General features: G+C 63.1%; 18 protein-coding genes and 1 riboswitch. All 18 genes read left to right on the top strand.

From position 1 onward, the window contains the following. Window positions 1–62 precede the first annotated feature (62 nt). Complete coding sequence (locus ACP15W_RS02735; protein WP_424931290.1) at window positions 63–1,568, top strand: hypothetical protein; 1,506 nt, start codon at window positions 63–65, stop codon at window positions 1,566–1,568. A gap of 74 nt (window positions 1,569–1,642) precedes the next feature. Further along, window positions 1,643–3,118 (top strand): protein adenylyltransferase SelO family protein, encoded by a 1,476-nt coding sequence (locus ACP15W_RS02730; RefSeq protein ID WP_424931289.1) that lies wholly within the window; start codon window positions 1,643–1,645, stop codon window positions 3,116–3,118. 294 nt (window positions 3,119–3,412) lie between these two features. Next, window positions 3,413–4,045 carry a hypothetical protein gene (locus ACP15W_RS02725; RefSeq protein ID WP_424931288.1) on the top strand — a complete coding sequence of 211 codons (633 nt, stop codon included), beginning with the start codon at window positions 3,413–3,415 and terminating at the stop codon, window positions 4,043–4,045. A 171-nt stretch (window positions 4,046–4,216) separates the two neighbouring features. Further along, window positions 4,217–5,101, top strand: coding sequence for a LysR family transcriptional regulator (locus ACP15W_RS02720; protein WP_424931287.1), 885 nt, complete (start codon window positions 4,217–4,219; stop codon window positions 5,099–5,101). Window positions 5,102–5,194: 93 nt separating this feature from the next. Then, window positions 5,195–5,674, top strand: a complete 480-nt coding sequence (locus ACP15W_RS02715) for a formate dehydrogenase subunit gamma (RefSeq protein ID WP_424931286.1) — start codon at window positions 5,195–5,197, stop codon at window positions 5,672–5,674. Then, window positions 5,671–7,200 carry a formate dehydrogenase beta subunit gene (locus ACP15W_RS02710; RefSeq protein WP_424931285.1) on the top strand — a complete coding sequence of 510 codons (1,530 nt, stop codon included), beginning with the start codon at window positions 5,671–5,673 and terminating at the stop codon, window positions 7,198–7,200. Before ACP15W_RS02715 ends, ACP15W_RS02710 begins: the two co-directional genes overlap by 4 nt. Continuing rightward, window positions 7,197–10,079: a formate dehydrogenase subunit alpha gene (fdhF, locus tag ACP15W_RS02705; protein ID WP_424931284.1), complete on the top strand. Its 2,883-nt coding sequence runs from the start codon at window positions 7,197–7,199 to the stop codon at window positions 10,077–10,079. The genes ACP15W_RS02710 and fdhF overlap by 4 nt, the downstream gene beginning before the upstream one ends. A 64-nt stretch (window positions 10,080–10,143) precedes the next feature. Further along, complete coding sequence (gene fdhD, locus ACP15W_RS02700; protein ID WP_424931283.1) at window positions 10,144–10,965, top strand: formate dehydrogenase accessory sulfurtransferase FdhD; 822 nt, start codon at window positions 10,144–10,146, stop codon at window positions 10,963–10,965. Then, a complete protein-coding gene (locus ACP15W_RS02695; protein ID WP_424931282.1) occupies window positions 10,955–11,182 on the top strand; it encodes a formate dehydrogenase subunit delta in 228 nt (75 codons plus the stop codon). Before fdhD ends, ACP15W_RS02695 begins: the two co-directional genes overlap by 11 nt. Window positions 11,183–11,232: 50 nt before the next feature. Then, a riboswitch (TPP riboswitch) is annotated at window positions 11,233–11,333 on the top strand. A 59-nt stretch (window positions 11,334–11,392) separates the two neighbouring features. Beyond that, window positions 11,393–12,202 carry a bifunctional hydroxymethylpyrimidine kinase/phosphomethylpyrimidine kinase gene (gene thiD / locus ACP15W_RS02690; RefSeq protein ID WP_424931281.1) on the top strand — a complete coding sequence of 270 codons (810 nt, stop codon included), beginning with the start codon at window positions 11,393–11,395 and terminating at the stop codon, window positions 12,200–12,202. Further along, a complete protein-coding gene (locus ACP15W_RS02685) occupies window positions 12,195–13,175 on the top strand; it encodes an FAD-dependent oxidoreductase (RefSeq protein WP_424931280.1) in 981 nt (326 codons plus the stop codon). The genes thiD and ACP15W_RS02685 overlap by 8 nt, the downstream gene beginning before the upstream one ends. Continuing rightward, on the top strand, window positions 13,159–13,356 hold the full coding sequence (gene thiS, locus ACP15W_RS02680; RefSeq protein ID WP_424931279.1) for a sulfur carrier protein ThiS: 198 nt from the start codon (window positions 13,159–13,161) through the stop codon (window positions 13,354–13,356). The genes ACP15W_RS02685 and thiS overlap by 17 nt, the downstream gene beginning before the upstream one ends. Before the next feature lies 1 nt (window position 13,357). Next, window positions 13,358–14,137: a thiazole synthase gene (locus tag ACP15W_RS02675; RefSeq protein ID WP_424931278.1), complete on the top strand. Its 780-nt coding sequence runs from the start codon at window positions 13,358–13,360 to the stop codon at window positions 14,135–14,137. Continuing rightward, window positions 14,125–14,748 carry a thiamine phosphate synthase gene (locus ACP15W_RS02670; RefSeq protein WP_424931277.1) on the top strand — a complete coding sequence of 208 codons (624 nt, stop codon included), beginning with the start codon at window positions 14,125–14,127 and terminating at the stop codon, window positions 14,746–14,748. The genes ACP15W_RS02675 and ACP15W_RS02670 overlap by 13 nt, the downstream gene beginning before the upstream one ends. Next, entirely contained in the window at window positions 14,748–15,692 is a 945-nt protein-coding gene (locus tag ACP15W_RS02665) for an ABC transporter substrate-binding protein (RefSeq protein ID WP_424931276.1), read from the top strand. Before ACP15W_RS02670 ends, ACP15W_RS02665 begins: the two co-directional genes overlap by 1 nt. Next, a complete protein-coding gene (locus ACP15W_RS02660; protein WP_424931275.1) occupies window positions 15,689–16,372 on the top strand; it encodes a TenA family protein in 684 nt (227 codons plus the stop codon). The genes ACP15W_RS02665 and ACP15W_RS02660 overlap by 4 nt, the downstream gene beginning before the upstream one ends. After that, a complete protein-coding gene (locus ACP15W_RS02655; RefSeq protein WP_424931274.1) occupies window positions 16,372–17,100 on the top strand; it encodes an ABC transporter ATP-binding protein in 729 nt (242 codons plus the stop codon). The genes ACP15W_RS02660 and ACP15W_RS02655 overlap by 1 nt, the downstream gene beginning before the upstream one ends. Beyond that, window positions 17,097–17,846: an ABC transporter permease gene (locus tag ACP15W_RS02650; protein ID WP_424931273.1), complete on the top strand. Its 750-nt coding sequence runs from the start codon at window positions 17,097–17,099 to the stop codon at window positions 17,844–17,846. The genes ACP15W_RS02655 and ACP15W_RS02650 overlap by 4 nt, the downstream gene beginning before the upstream one ends. The last annotated feature ends 344 nt before the right edge of the window (window positions 17,847–18,190 follow it).

Genomic DNA, 18,190 nt, shown 5'->3' with positions numbered 1-18,190 from the left:
GATCGGAATACGGATATAGCATATGATGAGAGTCGCAAACACTCGACGGAGATCGAGATCGCATGAGCAGTGAAACAACGACCGATGCGCTGCTGCGGATCGTTCTAGATCATGACAGCATCGAGTTGCGCGATCTGATCGCGTGCACCACTCTTGCGCGAGTGGATCTGGGCGCTCCCGATGCTTCGGGAGCAATGGCCGGACTTGCCGCTTTGGCGCGGAAGAACGGCAGGTCTATAGAGATCATCCTGCCTGAAACCGAGCTTGTCCGCGGCGAATTGCCCGCGGGCGCCAAGGTCGGGGACGCGTGGCGGAAAGCGGCCGAGGCGTTCCACGTCCCTGAAAGCGAGGTGATGGTCTCGATAGGCGCCGCAAGCGAGACGGGCACCCGGCAATGGGTCGCGGTGACCTGCGAGGTCATCTACGAGACACGGCTGTTTCTCGGCGATTGCGGTGTGCAGGCGGGCCGCATCGCACCACCTGGAAACCTGCCTGCTTTCATCGCGGCCGACCTCTCTGCCCCCTCAGAGACCGCTTCGCCCAAGCATCGCAAGGCGATAGCGGTCGCGGCCTCCATGTCCGGCCTTGTGGTGGCCTGGGCCCTGCTTTGGCCGTCGGCCCACCCCGAGCTGGAGCAGACCGCGGAGATTGCACTGAAAATCTCGCCGTCGCATGAAAGACCCGAGACCAAACCCGAGGCCGCAGAGAGCAAAGTTGCAGTCGTGCGACCACCCGCACACAGGCCTGAAAATCTCAGAACGGCAGCGTTTCGCGCGAAGCCGGATCCGGAGGCAGCACCCGTGGCTGCCGTGACGGCTCCCGAGCCGGCGCCCGTGCCGATGGTGACAGTCTCTTCCCGGAGTTTTCCCGCGAGAACCATTCCGCAGGAGGCACCCAGTTATGCCTCTCCTGGGCTCCTTGGCGCGGCGCCGACGACCAACACTTCGGTTCCTACGGCGGCACCCGCCGATCTGGTCCGGATTGCCGTAGCCGAAGCGCTCAGACCGGAAGGTCGACCCGTTATCAGCGATGCCCGCGCGGCCTCGATCGTATCCGTTTCGCTCTCGGCCGACGAAAGGCTGCGACCGAGAGCACGACCTGGCAGGGCGCCGACCTCCCTCGACGTGTCTGCCACAGTGGCCGAGGCAGTACGCCAGGCTCGGGAAGAAGCCCTGGTGACCGATCGTCCTTCCCCGAGACCCCGATCGGGCAGCAGCGCTCGAACCACGACTTTCAGCCCGAATCCCCCGACCTTCAGCCGTGCTCCCGGCGTCGCAACCCAGACTGCCGTTCGCAAGGCCGCTCCTACGGCCGCTGTCGTCACAGCGTCGGCCGAACCCGCCAAAGCATCGGCCAAGGAGATCGTCGGGCTCAGCAGCAGGGACGTTTCGTTGCTCGGGATCTTCGGCAGCAGCAGCCAGAAGCGGGCGCTCGTCCGGATGCCCAACGGTCAGGTGAAAAAGGTTAGGACGGGCGATCGGTTCGAAGGCGGTCGGATCATCGCGATCGGCAGCGATTCCGTGCGCTATTCCAAACGTGGTCGCGAAACGGTATTGCGCCTTCCATAGGTAAACGCCCTCGCTTGCACAAATTTGGCGGCTCAGGCGTTGATGCTGCACGGCGCAAGTGCCACGTTTCACCCATGGCCCTATCAAGCACCCCTGTCCTCGCGCAGATGAATCCCGAGACGACGCATCTCGCCCTCGGCTCCGAATTCCATGACGTCGTCCAACCGGCTTCATTCCCGCAGGCGAGACTGCGCTTCAGGAATGACGCCTGGGCCACACGCGTTGGGCTGAACGACGCCGATGACCAGCAATGGGTGGCGCATTTCGCACGCTTCGAACCTTTGCCCGGCAGTCTGCCCGAACCGATTGCCCTGCGGTATCACGGCCATCAGTTCCGGGTCTACAATCCCGACCTCGGTGACGGGCGCGGATTTCTTTTCGCGCAGTTGCGTGATCTCGAGGATGGACGCCTGCTCGATCTCGGCACAAAGGGTTCCGGAACAACGCCCTGGTCCCGCGGAGGTGACGGTCGGCTCACTCTCAAGGGTGGGGTTCGCGAGATTCTCGCCACGGAAATGCTCGAAGCCTTGGGGGTCTACACGTCGAAAACCTTCTCGCTGGTCGAGACGGGCGAGGCGTTGACGCGCGGCGACGAACCCTCGCCCACGCGGTCCGCCGTGCTTGTCCGGCTCAGCCACAGCCACATCCGGATCGGCACTTTCCAGCGGCTGGCCGTGCACAGGCAACTGGATGAGATGCGCGCACTGGTGGAGCATTGCGCGACACATTTCTGGCCCGAGGCGCGCGAGACTGATGATCTTGCTGCCGGGCTCTATGCTTGCATCTGCGATGCAACGGCGCGCATGGGTGCGGAATGGTATGCAGCGGGGTTCGTCCATGGCGTGCTGAACACCGACAACACCAACATTACCGGCGAAAGCTTCGACTACGGACCCTGGCGCTTTCAGGATCGGTATGACCCTCTTCATACGGCAGCCTATTTTGATCACAACGGGCTTTATGCCTTTGCGCGACAACCCGAAGCGCTGAGCTGGAACCTTGCGCGGTTGGGTGAGTGCCTTCTGGCAATAGCCCCTCAGGATGCAATCGAACCGGTGTATCAGGATTTCCCGATCCGCTTTCAAAGGCATCTTGAACGACAGACCTTTGCGCGATTGGGCTTGATCTCTCCGGGCACAGAAACGAGCAACGAACTCATGCATCTGTTCTGGACCGCGATGCACGAAACGACGCCGCCGTTCCAGCAGGTTTTCCATGATCTCCTGGGTGGTGGTCTGCCTGAGCGAATCGAAGCAAGCGAAATCCGCGATACATACCAGACGAGCTACTGGCCGCGCGTGAAAGAGGGGCTGCGTGGTCTCGAAACAGCACCTGGTCTAGGCAGAGCACTTGCCCACCCGTCCGCATCCGAAAGCCCCGAGACCATGGTGATCGAGGAGGTCGAAGCAATCTGGGACGCAATCGCGCGCGACGATGATTGGAGCCTTCTCCAGAAGAAAATCGACCGGATCCGGAAGTTCGCTGGCCTCGGAAAAGAGCTCGGACTGCTGCGGGGGCCGAATGCACGCCCGCATCACGCCGCGCTGTAGCAAGCAGGCTCGTGGCCAGCCCGGCGGAAAGCGTAGCGGCGCACTCACTGGATATCCGTTAAATGATCCAGCCATACCGGACCGAGGATGGCCAGATCCAGGTGATCAGTTGATGCTTCCCGGCGATGCCTTCGAGGTATTCAGCGTTTCTTAGCTTGCAAGTGGCACGGTCACGCTGGAACCTTTGTCGACATACGTCGAGCAGTCTGTTCAGGCCCCCGTCATGCGGAGGCCAGAGCAACTGCCGTTCCAGCCGGAAGCCGCCCGTGGAAGCGGGCAAGGGGAAATGGAGCGATGCAGTTTGCCGTCACAATCGACCGGATGTCGTTTGTCGCCGGCAGTGTGCTTGCTCTTCTGCTTGCCGGCCTTTTCGTGGAAATACGCTCGGAGTTTTCGCTTGCGGCCATGCAACTGCCAGGTTTGCTCTTTGCCTGGGCGTTGTTTGCATGGATGTATCTAAAACAAACCCAACTGGCGTCGCCGAGCGACGTGCTCCCGATCTATTTTGCCGCAATCGCGGTCTATTGCATCAACTTTGCCGAGCAGTTTACCACGGATTTTCCCGAACGCATGCCGCGGCTTCACGGCGGGTTGCCCTATAGCGATGACCAGTTCGTCGTTTATTCCATGGTCTCCATTTCTTTCTTCCTGCTCTCGAGTCTTGCCGTTTACCTTCGCGCGGCGACCTTTCTTCTCGTACCCGTGCTCTTTTTCACGGTGCACGTGGTCTTCGGGACAGCGGTTGCGCAGACCTGGTGGAGCATAGAAGCGGGCGGATATTTCCCCGGCCTTGTCACCGGGCTCGCCAACTGGATCCTCGGCCCGATCCTCATCGGGCATATGATGCGCAACTACCGCGCTGCAGCCACGGTCATGGTCAGTTTCGCGCTCATACTGGGCACCACACTGTCCTTCTTCGAGGCGTGAACACCCTTCAGGTCGCAAATCCGGGCCAAAGAGGCATGGGTGATGCAAGCATAAAGGAATGAGCACGACTTTCGCGGCAGGCCGGAGATAATAAGCAAGCACCGGTAGAAATGGGGTTCCTGAAGGCTATAAGCTGATAGATCCCTTGCCCCTCATAGCCAGATCTCAGCCATGATCGAAAAACTCGAAATGTTCATTGCCCTTGCCACTGAAGAGCATTTCGGAAAGGCAGCGCAATCATGCGGCGTGACACAACCCACGCTTTCGAGCGCAATCAAGCAACTTGAAGAGCAACTCGGCAGCACGCTCGTGATGCGCGGCTCGCGGTATCTCGGACTGACGCCGGAAGGCAAGCGGGTGCTGGAATGGGCGCGGCGGATCGTCGGTGACGCGCGCACCATGCGCGAGGAAATCCGCGCGACAAAGCGCGGACTGTCGGGAAATTTGCGGATCGCGGCCATTCCTACCGCGCTCACGACAATCTCTCAGATCACGGCCGATTTCTCGCAGGCGCATCCAAACGTCCGCTTTACCATTCTCTCGCGGAATTCGAGCGAAATCCTTGAATTGCTGGACAATCTGCAGATCGATGCGGGCATTAGCTATCTCGATAATGAACCGCTTGGGCGGGTCGTGACCGTGCCCCTTTACACTGAACGCTATGTCCTGATCGCCCGAAGCGGTTCACCGATCACCGAACGGGATCATGTGTCTTGGTCCGAATTGGGAGAACTGCCGCTTTGCCTGCTGACGCCCGACATGCAGAACCGCCGCATCATCGCGCAGCATCTGAATGCAGCCGGCGCCTCATCCGCGCCCAATGTGGAAACCAATTCCGTGATCGTCCTGATCAGTCACGTGTTGCATGGCTCACGCGTGACGGTTCTACCTCAGAAAGCGGCCGACATTTTTCTGACGAATGCGCCGCTCACCGCCATTCCGATCATCGAGCCGGAAACCCATCAGCCGGTCGGGCTGATCACGCCGGAGCGGGAACCGCACGGTCCCGTCGTGAATGCGCTTCTGCAGATGGCGCGAAGACGAGCGGAGGCTTGATAGACAGATCCTATCAATCAACGAAAATTCGATCTTGATCGAGGGGCCAACCAGGGTGAAAGGTGGAGGGGAAGCTAGACCGGGAGGACCTTGATGCCTGAAAACAGCGCAGTTGATGCGTTGAGCCATCGCGTGACCGAAATTCTCGAGGATCACGCCAGCCTTGAAGGCCCCCTACTTCCGATCCTTCACGCGGTGCAGAGCGAATTCGGCCATGTGCCGCAAGAGGCGCTTCCGCTGATCGCCAAGGCGCTCAATATCAGCCATGCCGAAGTTCATGGTGTCATGAGCTTCTATCATGACTTCAAGACCGAGCCGGGCGGAAGGCACACCCTGAAGATCTGCCGCGCAGAAGCCTGCCAGGCCTCGGGCAGCGAGGCCGTCTCCGCGGCAGCGCTGGAAAAACTCGGTCTGGAATGGCATGGAACCACCCGCAACGGCGCGGTGACGATCGAGCCGGTCTACTGCCTTGGCCTTTGCGCCTGCGCACCTGCCGTCTTGATGGACGACAAACCCGCGGGCCGGGTGGACGCCGATCAGATTGTCGCACTCGTCGAGGATGCCCGGCCATGAAGATCTTCGTTCCCCGCGATGCCGCCGCCCGCGCCATGGGCGCAGACGACGTCGCTGATGCCGTCGCTATCGAGGCCCGTCGGCGCAAGATCGACGTGCAGATCGTGCGCAACGGTTCACGCGGCATGGTCTGGCTCGAGCCGCTTCTCGAGGTTGAAACGGATGCGGGCCGCACCGGGTTCGGACCCGTATCCGCAACGGATGTGGCGGGCCTCTTCGACGTGGAATTTGGAGAGCATCCGCTCGGTCTTGGTCCGGTCGAGGAGATCCCCTTCTTTGCGCAGCAGACACGCCTGACTTTCGCGCGCTGCGGCGTGATCGATCCGCTCTCTCTCGAAGAATATGAGGCTCATGGTGGCCTCGCGGGGCTTCGCCGCGTGATCGGCATGAAGCGAGAGAGGATCATCGACGAGCTCAAGATGTCCGGGCTGCGCGGGCGCGGTGGTGCGGGTTTTCCCACCGGCGTCAAATGGGACACGGTCAGCCTCGCGCATGCGGATCAGAAATACATTGTCTGCAATGCCGACGAAGGCGACAGTGGCACCTTCGCCGACCGGATGATCATGGAGGGAGATCCCTTCACGCTCATCGAGGGCATGGCGATCGCCGGTATCGCGGTCGGCGCGACAAAAGGTTACGTCTACATGCGCTCTGAGTATCCGGACGCTGTCGAGGTGATGAACGCCGCTGTTCAGATTGCGCACAAGGCGGGAATTCTCGGCGCTTCCGTTCTGGGCAGCGAGCATACATACGACATGGAGATCCGGGTTGGCGCAGGAGCCTATGTCTGCGGAGAGGAGACCAGTCTGCTCAACTCTCTCGAGGGCAAGCGTGGCGTGGTGCGCGCCAAGCCCCCGCTCCCGGCGCTTGAGGGGTTCCTGGGCAAACCTACGGTGGTCAACAACGTGATTTCGCTCGCGACCGTTCCGGTGATTTTCGAAAAGGGCGCCGAGCACTATCGTGACTTCGGCCTCGGGCGCTCGCGCGGCACGATCCCAATCCAGATCGCGGGCAACGTGAAATACGGCGGGCTTTTCGAGACGGCCTTCGGCATGTCGCTCGGGGATCTCGTGGACGGAATCGCGGGCGGCACCTTCACGGGGCGTCCGGTAAAGGCAGTTCAGATCGGTGGTCCACTTGGCGCGTATTTCCCGCGCGAGAAGTTCGACACGCCGTTCGGCTACGAGGAGTTCGACGGCCAAGGCGGGCTGATCGGCCATGCCGGGATCGTGGTGTTCGACGACAGCGTCGACATGCTCAAGATGGCCCGCTTTGCCATGGAGTTCTGCGCCATTGAAAGCTGCGGCAAGTGCACGCCTTGCCGCATTGGCGCCGTGCGCGGGGTGGAGACCATCGACCGCATCGCGGGTGGTGACGCCGGGGCGGCCGGGCTTCTTACCGATCTCTGCGAGACCATGAAGGATGGATCCCTTTGTGCGCTCGGAGGCTTCACACCCTATCCTGTCATGAGTGCGCTCACCCATTTTCCCGATGATTTCGCCACCCACAAGGAGGCAGCGGAATGAAGGATTTCATCATCCCAGACGAGGTCGATTTCGGCACGCCCGAAGCGCATTCGGCAAAGATGGTCAATCTCACCGTAGACGGCTTTGCGGTGAGCGTGCCTGCGGGCACGTCCGTGATGCGCGCGAGTGTCGAGGCCGGCATCCCGATCCCGAAACTCTGCGCCACCGACAGTGTCGAAGCGTTTGGTTCCTGCCGCCTTTGCCTCGTGGAAATCGAGGGCCGGCGCGGCACGCCCGCCTCCTGCACGACGCTGGTGCACGAGGGCATGGTTGTCCATACCCAGACCGAAAAGATCAAGAAGTTGCGCCGCGGCGTGATGGAACTCTACATCTCCGACCACCCGCTCGATTGCCTGACATGCGCGGCGAACGGTGACTGCGAATTGCAGGACATGGCCGGTGCGGTGGGCCTGCGCGACGTGCGCTACGGCTATGAAGGCGAGAACCACGTCCAGGTGCGGCAGAATGGGGAAGTGAACCCGAAATTCCTGCCCAAGGACGATTCGAACCCTTATTTCACCTATGATCCCTCGAAATGCATCGTCTGTTCGCGCTGCGTCCGGGCTTGTGAGGAGGTCCAGGGGACCTTTGCGCTCACCATTGCAGGACGGGGCTTCGACAGCCGGGTGAACGCGGGCCTTGCGGCGGACAATTTCCTCTCCTCCGAGTGCGTGAGCTGTGGCGCCTGCGTGCAGGCCTGCCCGACCGCCACGCTTCAGGAGAAATCGATGATCGAGATCGGTACGCCCGACCGCTCGGTTGTCACGACCTGCGCCTATTGCGGCGTGGGATGTTCTTTCAAGGCCGAAATGCGCGGCGACGAACTCGTGCGCATGGTGCCCTACAAGCACGGCAAGGCCAATCGCGGACATTCCTGCGTCAAGGGTCGGTTCGCCTATGGCTATGCCAACCACAAGGATCGCATTCTCAAGCCGATGATCCGCGAGGACATCAATGATCCGTGGCGTGAAGTGAGCTGGGACGAGGCAATCGGGTTTGCTGCGAACCGCATGAAGAACATTCAGGCAGAACACGGCAAGACCTCAATAGGCGGTATCACATCCTCGCGCTGCACGAACGAAGAGACCTACCTGGTCCAGAAGATGATCCGCGCTGTCTTCGGCAACAACAACACCGACACCTGCGCACGGGTGTGCCACTCGCCCACCGGCTACGGGCTCAAGACCGCTTTCGGCACCTCCGCCGGCACGCAGGATTTCGACAGCGTCGAACATACCGATGTGGTGATCGTTATCGGCGCGAACCCGACCGACGGCCACCCGGTTTTTGCCTCCCGCCTCAAGAAGCGGCTCAGGTCTGGCGCGAAGCTCATCGTCATCGACCCGCGACGGATCGACCTGGTGAGAACGCCCCATATCGCGGCTGCCCATCACCTGCCACTCCGCCCCGGCACCAATGTGGCCGTGCTCACCTCGCTCGCACATGTGATCGTGACAGAAGGGCTCGCCGATGAAGCCTTCATCCGCGACCGATGTGACTGGGACGAGTATCAGGCCTTCGCCGAGTTTGCCGCCGATGCGCGCCACTCCCCCGAAGCCACCGAGATGCTGACCGGCGTTCCGGCCACGGCGCTGCGCGATGCGGCACGGCTCTTTGCCAAGGGCGGAAATGGGGCGATCTACTACGGGCTGGGGGTGACCGAACACAGCCAGGGCTCGACCACCGTCATGGCGATCGCCAACCTCGCAATGATGACCGGCAATATCGGACGCAAAGGCGTGGGCGTGAACCCGCTGCGCGGTCAGAACAACGTGCAGGGCTCCTGCGACATGGGCTCGTTTCCGCACGAACTGCCGGGCTACCGGCATGTCTCGGACGATGGAGCGCGCGGGATCTACGAGAAGCTCTGGGGGGTTGCGATCGATCCGGAGCCCGGTCTGCGCATCCCGAACATGCTCGATGCCGCCGTATCCGGAACCTTCAAGGGCATCTACATCCAGGGCGAGGATATTCTGCAATCCGATCCGGACACGAAGCATGTCTCCGCCGGGCTGGCGGCGATGGACTGCGTCATCGTGCATGATCTCTTCCTGAACGAGACCGCGCACTATGCGCATGTCTTCCTACCGGGTTCGACCTTCCTCGAGAAGAACGGTACCTTCACCAACGCCGAGCGCCGGATCAACATGGTGCGCAAGGTGATGCAGCCGATTAATGGCTACGAGGACTGGGAGATCACCCAGATGCTCGCCAATGCCATGGGCGCGTCCTGGGGATACACCCATCCGAGCCAGATCATGGACGAGATCGCAGCGACCACGCCGAGCTTCGCCTCGGTGAGCTACGACCTGCTCGAGGAGAAGGGCTCGGTGCAATGGCCCTGCAACGAGGCGCATCCCGAGGGCTCGCCGGTCATGCATATCGACGGTTTCGTGCGCGGCAAGGGCAAGTTCATGATGACCGAGTACGTGCCGACCGACGAGAAGACCGGGCCGCGCTTCCCGCTTCTGCTCACTACCGGCCGCATCCTGTCCCAATACAATGTCGGGGCGCAGACGCGACGGACCCAAAACACCACGTGGCACAAGGAAGACGTGCTGGAGATCCACCCGCACGACGCGGAGGTGCGCGGCGTGAAGGATGGCGATTGGGTGCGGCTCGCCTCGCGGCGTGGCGATACCAGCCTCAAGGCGCGGGTGTCGGACCGGATGGCGCCGGGCGTGGTCTACACGACGTTCCACCATCCCGAGACCCAGGCCAATGTCATCACCACCGAGTTCAGTGACTGGGCAACGAACTGTCCGGAATACAAGGTGACGGCGGTTCAGGTCAGCCCCTCCAATGGCCCTACCGACTGGCAGGAGGACTACGAGGCCCGCGCGACCCTGTCGCGCCGGATCCTTCCGGCGGCAGAATGAACCATGTCGTTCGATTGTCCCGGCCCTATTTGAGGCCGGGACGGATCACGCCATATCCCCCGGTATGAGTTTGATTCCCCCCGCCTCCCGCACCGTGCGGATCACCACCGGCTCAGGCAGGACATCCATGCGCGCCCTGCCCGAGGAAACGCCCGTGGCCATCGTCTACAACGGCACGACACAGGCCGTGATGATGGCGTCGCCCGCTGATCTCGAGGATTTCGCGGTGGGTTTCGCGCTCTCGGATCATGCGATCACCAAGCTCGAGCAGATCAGCGACCTGGAGATCGTACCGCAGCCGCAGGGCATCGAGGCCCGGCTCTGGCTGGATGACGAGCGCACCGAGGCCATGGAGGCAAGGCGCCGTCACATGGCGGGCCCGGTGGGCTGCGGGCTTTGCGGGATCGACAGCCTCTCCGAAGCGCTGCACCCGATTGTTCCCGTATCCGGGAGCACTGTTCGTTTCACGACACGCGATATTCACCGTGCGCCCGCGGAATTGCGCGATCTCCAGCCGCTTCACGACGAAACACATGCCGCCCATGCCGCAGGCTTCTACCGCCCCGGCGAAGGTGTCGTGCTAGCCCGCGAGGATGTCGGTCGCCACAATGCCTTCGACAAGCTTCTGGGTGCACTCGTCAGGTCGGGAGCAGACGGTGCCACCGGGGCTTTCGTGGTCACGGCCCGTATCTCGGTCGACCTTGTTCAGAAATGCGCCGTGGGTGGTGTTCCGGTCATGATTTCTGTCTCGTCTCCGACGGCCCATGCCGTTCGCCTCGCCGAGACCGCGGGCATCACGCTGGTGCATGCAGGGCGGGACGGCCGGAACGATATCTTCACTCACCCCGATCGCATAGAGCCCGGAGCTGAAACCCATGTCGCCTGATACCAAGCTCATCTACATGGCAAACCAGATCGCCACATTCTTCGAGAGCCAGCCGGAGGGTCAGCGTGCCTCTGGAATCGCGAACCACATTAATGACTTCTGGTCAACGGACATGCGGGAAAGACTGCTCGAACTGGTTGAAAGCGGAGAAGCGACACTGTCGCCCATGGTGCTCAAGGCCGCCGGAAACGTGAAGCCCCCGCGCTCCGCGGCCTAGCGCAAGCCCTCCCCCCCTTGTCAGGAGGGGGACCAAAGTGTTAACGCTTGCGGAATCCGTTGGGGTGCCCGGTAGGGCTGAGAGGTGCACGCACCGACCCATCGAACCTGATCCGGGCAGTACCGGCGTAGGGAACGGATAAGCCGAGAGAGGCCTTATCTCCGTTTCATGCGTTTCTTCGCCCGGGTCGATCAGACTGGGGGAGACGACATGCATCCTGTTGCACTCACGATCGCGGGCTCGGACAGCGGCGGCGGTGCGGGCATCCAGGCCGATCTGAAGACCTTCTCCGCCCTTGGCGTCTACGGAACCTCCGCCATCACGGCGATCACCGCGCAGAACACCCGTGGTGTCAACGGCATCGAGGGGCTTTCGACCGAGATCATCACAGCCCAGATCGACGCCGTCTTCGACGACATGGACGTGCGCGCGGTCAAGATTGGAATGCTCGGAACGCCGGAGGTGATATGCACCGTGGCCGATGCTCTGGCACGGCGCTTTGCGCCCGTGGTCGTCGATCCGGTGATGATCGCCAAATCGGGGCACGCCCTGCTTGCGGAAGATGCCGTCGAGGAACTGGGCCGGACGCTGCTTCCCCTTGCGGCCGTGGTAACGCCGAACCTGCCCGAAGCGGCGCGACTGCTCGGGACCGCCACGGCGCGGACGGAAACGGAAATGGAGGCGCAAGGCCGGGCCCTTCTCGAACGCGGGCCAAAGGCCGTGCTGATGAAGGGCGGACATGCGGAAGGTGCGACCTGCACCGACATCCTGATCCTGCGGGAAGAAGCTCCGATTCGGCTATCGGCCCCGCGGCTCGCAACGCGCAACACCCACGGAACGGGTTGCACGCTCTCGGCGGCCATCGCGTCCGGGCTTGCGCTCGGCCAGCCGCTGGAAGCTGCCGTGCGTCATGCGCACCAGTATCTTCAGGGAGCAATCACCGCCGCTGATGATCTGGCCGTCGGTCATGGCCATGGGCCGGTGCATCATTTTCATCGCATGTGGCGCGAATATGCCTGATCTTACCATACTCGGAGCGGGTGTTGCGGGTCTTGCCGTGGCCACCGAACTGACCGATCGCGGTGTGCATGTCGCGGTGATCGATGCAGGCGGTGGTCCGGGCGAACATGCCTGCTCTTGGTGGGCCGGCGGAATGCTTGCGCCCTGGTGTGAAAGGGAGAGCGCCGAGGAACCGGTTCTGCGACACGGGCAGGCCGCCGCAGACTGGTGGGAGAACCATGGCGCTGACGTGACGCGCGGCGGCACGATCGTGGTCGCGCCGACCCGGGACAGGCGCGAACTGGACAGGTTCGGGCGGCGCACGAGCGGCTTCGAGACGATCGGCGGCAACGAGATTGCCAACCTCGAGCCGGATCTGGCCGGGCGCTTCAATCAGGCCCTGTTCTTCCGGGACGAGGCCCATCTGGCGCCCCGCGACGCGCTGGACACGCTGCGATCGCGGCTGATCGGGAACGGCGTCGAGATCCGCACCGAGGAGGCCGAACCCGGCCCGGGAATGATCGACTGCCGCGGACTGGCCGCACGCAACATGCTCGACGATCTGCGCGGCGTGAAGGGCGAAATGCTGATCCTGCACTGCCCGGATGTGGACCTCTCGCGGCCCGTACGGCTGCTGCATCCGCGCATCCCGCTTTACGTGGTGCCACGCGGGAACGGCATCTACATGCTGGGCGCCACGATGATCGAGGCAAGCGAGCGGAGCCGGATCACTGCGCGATCGCTTCTCGAAATGCTGTCTGCCGCCTATGCGCTGCATCCGGCCTTCGCCGAGGCGGAGGTGCTCGAGATCGGCGTCGATGCGCGCCCCGCCTTCCCCGACAACCTGCCGCGGATCCGCAGGCGCGGCGGGATCATTCATGCCAACGGCCTCTATCGCCACGGGTTTCTGCTCGCCCCTGCCCTCGCGGCCCAAGTAGCGGACCTGGCGATTGCAGGCGAAAGACCGGAGTTCTGCGATGAAGATATCGGTTAACGGAGAAGACCGCGAGTTTGCCGGACAGACGCTCGCGGCCCTGGTGGACGAGAGTGGCTTCGGGCCGCGCAAGATCGCCACGGCGGTGAACGGCGCTTTCGTGCCGGCCCCGGAGCGGGGCGAGACCCGCCTCTCGGATGGCGACCGGGTCGAGATCCTGTCACCGATGCAGGGAGGCTGACATGGGAGAAACCGCAAGGCGCGACTTCTACGGTGTCACCCTGCCGAACCCGCTGATGCTCGGGACGGCGCAATACCCCTCGCCGGCAATCCTCGCCGAGGCGTTCCGCTCGTCGGGTGCTGGTGTCGCGACCGTTTCGCTGCGGCGTGAAGGTGGTGCAGGTCATGATTTCTGGAAGCTGATACAGGATCTTGGCGTTCGGGTTCTGCCCAACACTGCCGGCTGCCATACGGTGAAGGAAGCGGTGACGACTGCGCATATGGCGCGCGAGGTCTTCGAGACCAACTGGATCAAGCTCGAGGTGATCGGCCATACCGACACGCTTCAGCCCGACCCGTTCGGGCTGCTGGAAGCCGCCCGCATCCTGACGGATGATGGCTTCGAGGTCTTTCCCTACACCACCGAGGATCTGGTACTCTGCGAACGTCTGGTCGAGGCGGGCTGCCGGGTGCTGATGCCCTGGGGTGCGCCCATCGGATCGGGGTTGGGGCTCAACAACGTCTATGGGCTCAGGACGCTCCGCGCGCATTTCCCGGATATTCCACTGGTGATCGATGCGGGCCTCGGCCTGCCCTCGCAGGCGGCGGCTGCCATGGAAATGGGCTTCGACGCGATCCTGCTCAACACTGCCGTCGCCAAGGCGGGTGACCCCGCCGCGATGGCGCGGGCCTTCTCGCGCGCGATCGAGGCAGGCGCGCTTGCCCGTGACGCCGATCCGATGGAGCCGCGTGACATGGCTTCCCCCTCGACGCCGGTCATAGGAAAGGCATGGCTCGCATGATCGACCGTTTCTACCCGATTTTCGACAGTGCGGACTGGTTCGCCCGCATGCTTCCGCTGGGCGTGAAATTCGCTCAACTGCGTGTGAAGGATCGTCCCGAGGAAGAGATCCGCGCCGAGATCCGGGAAAGTCTCGACCTTTGCGCCGAGCATGGCGCCACACTGGTGATCAACGATCACTGGCAGATGGCCATCGAGGAGGAGGCCGAGTTCGTCCACCTGGGCCAGGAAGACCTCGACGAGGCGGACGTAGGCGCGATCCGGGATGCAGGCCTCAAGCTCGGGATCAGCTCCCACGACCATATCGAACTCGACCGCGCGCTCGCGCTTGAGCCCGACTACATCGCGCTCGGCCCCGTCTACCCCACGATCCTGAAGAAGATGCGCTGGCATCAACAGGGCCTCGAGCGGGTGACGGAATGGAAGGAAGCGATCGGGGACATTCCGCTATGCGCCATTGGTGGCATGCGGGTCGAACGCCAGCATCTCGTTTTCGGCGCAGGTGCCGACATCATTTCGGTCGTCACCGACATCACGCTCAACAAGGACCCGGAGGCCCGCGTGCGGGAATGGGTCGCTGCAACGACAACATTCGCCACGGAGGATTATTGATGACCCGTCTCACCGCCGCGCTGCTTGCCACGGCCCTTGCCCTGCCCGCCAGCGCGCAGGACCAGGACCAGATCACCCTCGTGCTCGACTGGTTCATCAATCCGGACCACGGGCCGATCATCCTGGCCGACGAAAAGGGCTTCTTCGCGGAGGCCGGGCTCGAGGTCGAGATCGTCCCGCCTGCCGACCCGGCCGACCCGCCGAAGATGGCCGCCGCAGGGCGCGCGGACCTCGCAGTGTCCTACCAGCCGCAGCTTCATCTCCAGATCCACCAGGGCCTGCCGCTCAAGCGCGTGGGCACGCTCGTCGCGACGCCGCTCAACTGCCTCCTTGTGCAGGAAGACGGCCCCATCGAGAGCATTGCGGACCTGAAGGACAAGAAGGTCGGCTATTCCGTCTCCGGCGTCGAGGAAGCAATTCTCGGATCGCTTCTGAAAGCCAACGGCCTGACCATGGACGACGTGGAACTCATCAACGTCAACTGGGCGCTTTCACCCTCGCTGATGTCGGGTCAGGTCGATGCGGTGATTGGGGCCTACCGCAATTTCGAGCTGAACCAGATGGAGATCGAGGGCCATCCGGGGCATTGCTTCTACGTCGAGGAAGAAGGCCTGCCGGCCTATGACGAGCTGATCTACGTCGCGAATTCCGAGACCATGGACGAGGAAATGATCGCGCGGTTCCTCGGTGCGACGGAGCGGGCGACGCAATACATCCTCAACCACCCCGAGGAGTCCTGGGAGATCTTTGCGTCGACCTCATCCGAACTGCAGAACGAGCTGAACGAAAAGGCCTGGGTCGACACCTACCCCCGCTTCGCGACGCGACCGGCCGCGCTTGATGCAGGTCGCTACCAGGCGTTCGAAGCCTTCCTGCAGGAAGCCGGGCTCATCCCCTCGCTCAATCCCGTCTCCGACATCGCAATCGACGTGACTGCGGAATGAGCGATGCGCCCAACTATGGCCGCGCCTTCGCGCTTCTGCGCGAGGCCGCCGGGGAGGCTTGGCCGGCCTATACCCGCCATGCCTTTGTCGAGGGGCTGAAGAACGGCTCGCTCCCGCGGGAGGCGTTCCTGCACTACCTGCGCCAGGATTATGTCTTCCTGATCCACTTCTCGCGCGCCTGGGCGCTTGCCATCGTCAAGGCCGAGACCCTGCCCGAGATGCAGGCCGCCGCCGAGACCGTGCGCGTGCTGCTGCTCGAGGAAATGCAGCTTCACGTGCACGCCTGCGCCGAAGCCGGCATTCCGGAGGCGGATCTGGCGGCCACTCCCGAGCGCCCGGAGAACATGGCCTATACCCGTTATGTGCTCGAGGCAGGATACTCGGGCGACTATCTCGATCTGCTCGCGGCTCTGGCGCCTTGCGTGCTCGGCTATGGCGAGATTGGCGCAAGGCTCTTGAGCGAGGCCGGCGAAACACCCTACCGGGACTGGATCGAGACCTACGGCGGCAAGGACTATCAGGACGCCTGCATCGCGGCAGGCGGGCTTCTCGACGGGGCGCTCGAGCGCCGTTTCGGGGCGGACTGGGCTGCGCTGCCGCGCTGGCAGGGGCTTGTCAAACGCTTCGCGGACGCGACCCGGCTCGAGGTCGGCTTCTGGGAGATGGGGCTTAAACCCTGATGCAGCCCGCGCCTACCGTCAGTATAGAGGGTTCCGCGACCATCGCTGGCAAGCCGCTCTTTCCGCACCTGAATTTCACGCTCAGACCCGGAGAGTGGACCTGTCTGCTGGGACCTTCAGGGGTTGGCAAATCCAGCCTTCTGCGGCAGATCGCGGGCCTGCCTACGGGCATCGCTTTCGGCGGGACGGTGCGCGCGGACGATGGGGCGCCGCTGGAGGGCCGGATTGCGTTGATGGCCCAGAGCGACCTGCTGTTTCCGTGGCGCTCCGTGATGCAGAACGTGCTGTTGGGCGCGTCGCTCAGGGGCGAGAAACCGGACACGGACCGGGCGCGCGCGCTGATCGAACGGGTGGGCCTTGCGGACCACGCGGACAAGCATCCCGCGCAACTCTCAGGCGGTCAGAGGCAGCGCGCCGCACTGGCGCGAACATTGATGGAGGACCGGCCACTGATCCTGCTGGACGAGCCCTTCTCGGCGCTCGATGCGCGGACGCGGGCGCAGATGCAGGACCTGAGCGTGGAGCTTCTTGCCGGGCGGACCGTGCTTCTCGTCACCCATGATCCGGCAGAGGCCGCGCGCATCGGCCACCGGATACTCCTCCTCGATGAAGACGGACTGCGCGAGATGGACACGCCTGCCGCGCCGCCGATCCGGGCCATCGGGGACCCCATGACCCTGCGGGCCCAGACGCGGCTCTTCGAGGCGCTGAGCGGAGTTTCGACATGATCGCGCTGCGCAATGGACTGGCCTCCGCGCTCGTGGGCATCGGGGCCTGGTGGCTCGTCGTGCTGGTGACCGGACTTCCGCCCTTCATCCTGCCCGCCCCCGACCGGGTGGTACGCGCGCTCTGGACGGCACGTGTAACGATCGCGGAGAACGCCTGGGTGACGCTGGTGGAGGTGCTGGCGGGGCTTGCGCTCGGCTCCATCCTTGGCGCGCTCACGGCGATCCAGCTTGCGATGTCTCCAGCGGCGCGCACGTTGGTGCGCCCGATTCTCGTATTCTTTCAGGCGGTTCCGGTCTTCGCACTCGCGCCGATCCTCACGCTCTGGTTCGGCTACGGCATCTGGTCGAAGCTGGTGATGGCGCTCCTGATCATCTTCTTTCCCGTCACATCGGCCTTCTATGACGGGCTGATGCGCACCCCGCAGGGCTATCTCGATCTGGCCCGCGTGATGCAGGCCGGACCCTGGGCGGTGATGCGGCGGGTGCGCATTCCGAATGCCCTGCCCGCACTGGCTTCGGGCCTCCGGCTCGCGGCGGTCTATGCCCCGATCGGGGCCGTGATCGGGGAATGGGTCGGTGCCTCGCGTGGGCTCGGGTTCCTCATGCTGCAGGCGAACGGACGGGCGCAGACGGATCTGATGTTCGCGGCGCTAATCGTTCTGGCGACCATGACGGTGATCCTGCACATCACAGTCGACCGGCTGGCACGGAGGATCACGACCCGGTTTACGCCGGATCACGGGTGAGGATCGCCCCTTCCGCACGATTGGTGCATCGAGCAGGATTCCGGCTATTTTAACAACGGTTTGGCCCATGCAGTTTCAATGCATATTCCATGCATATTTCATGCATACGATTTGCCTGCGAGCCGGATAAATTAAGGGGGTGTCCGAAAACCGTGTTGGTCGGCTATGCGGACCAAGCTGACTTTCGCTGCGGGCGCTCGAATTTTGCAGCGGTTGCGAGGTCGCATGAAGGGCGGGTTCCGGCCATTCGCTGCAAGTGCGCGATCTCATGCCATGATCACGTGACGACGACATTCAGACGGCTGCCACACCACGCTTTCCTCTGCGCTGCCGCATGGCCGATC

The organism is Amaricoccus macauensis (genome assembly GCF_049800915.1).
Taxonomy (GTDB): Bacteria; Pseudomonadota; Alphaproteobacteria; order Rhodobacterales; family Rhodobacteraceae; genus Amaricoccus; species Amaricoccus macauensis_A.
The sequence above is the reverse complement of the archived record's forward strand: the minus strand, read 5'-3'. Positions and strand labels throughout refer to the sequence as shown.

Coding starts and splice junctions, on each gene's coding strand:
- ACP15W_RS02735 (WP_424931290.1), top strand. CDS start 63: ATGAGCAGTGAAACAACGACCGATGCGCTGCTGCGGATCGTTCTAGAT.
- ACP15W_RS02730 (WP_424931289.1), top strand. CDS start 1,643: ATGGCCCTATCAAGCACCCCTGTCCTCGCGCAGATGAATCCCGAGACG.
- ACP15W_RS02725 (WP_424931288.1), top strand. CDS start 3,413: ATGCAGTTTGCCGTCACAATCGACCGGATGTCGTTTGTCGCCGGCAGT.
- ACP15W_RS02720 (WP_424931287.1), top strand. CDS start 4,217: ATGATCGAAAAACTCGAAATGTTCATTGCCCTTGCCACTGAAGAGCAT.
- ACP15W_RS02715 (WP_424931286.1), top strand. CDS start 5,195: ATGCCTGAAAACAGCGCAGTTGATGCGTTGAGCCATCGCGTGACCGAA.
- ACP15W_RS02710 (WP_424931285.1), top strand. CDS start 5,671: ATGAAGATCTTCGTTCCCCGCGATGCCGCCGCCCGCGCCATGGGCGCA.
- fdhF (WP_424931284.1), top strand. CDS start 7,197: ATGAAGGATTTCATCATCCCAGACGAGGTCGATTTCGGCACGCCCGAA.
- fdhD (WP_424931283.1), top strand. CDS start 10,144: ATGAGTTTGATTCCCCCCGCCTCCCGCACCGTGCGGATCACCACCGGC.
- ACP15W_RS02695 (WP_424931282.1), top strand. CDS start 10,955: ATGTCGCCTGATACCAAGCTCATCTACATGGCAAACCAGATCGCCACA.
- thiD (WP_424931281.1), top strand. CDS start 11,393: ATGCATCCTGTTGCACTCACGATCGCGGGCTCGGACAGCGGCGGCGGT.
- ACP15W_RS02685 (WP_424931280.1), top strand. CDS start 12,195: ATGCCTGATCTTACCATACTCGGAGCGGGTGTTGCGGGTCTTGCCGTG.
- thiS (WP_424931279.1), top strand. CDS start 13,159: ATGAAGATATCGGTTAACGGAGAAGACCGCGAGTTTGCCGGACAGACG.
- ACP15W_RS02675 (WP_424931278.1), top strand. CDS start 13,358: ATGGGAGAAACCGCAAGGCGCGACTTCTACGGTGTCACCCTGCCGAAC.
- ACP15W_RS02670 (WP_424931277.1), top strand. CDS start 14,125: ATGGCTCGCATGATCGACCGTTTCTACCCGATTTTCGACAGTGCGGAC.
- ACP15W_RS02665 (WP_424931276.1), top strand. CDS start 14,748: ATGACCCGTCTCACCGCCGCGCTGCTTGCCACGGCCCTTGCCCTGCCC.
- ACP15W_RS02660 (WP_424931275.1), top strand. CDS start 15,689: ATGAGCGATGCGCCCAACTATGGCCGCGCCTTCGCGCTTCTGCGCGAG.
- ACP15W_RS02655 (WP_424931274.1), top strand. CDS start 16,372: ATGCAGCCCGCGCCTACCGTCAGTATAGAGGGTTCCGCGACCATCGCT.
- ACP15W_RS02650 (WP_424931273.1), top strand. CDS start 17,097: ATGATCGCGCTGCGCAATGGACTGGCCTCCGCGCTCGTGGGCATCGGG.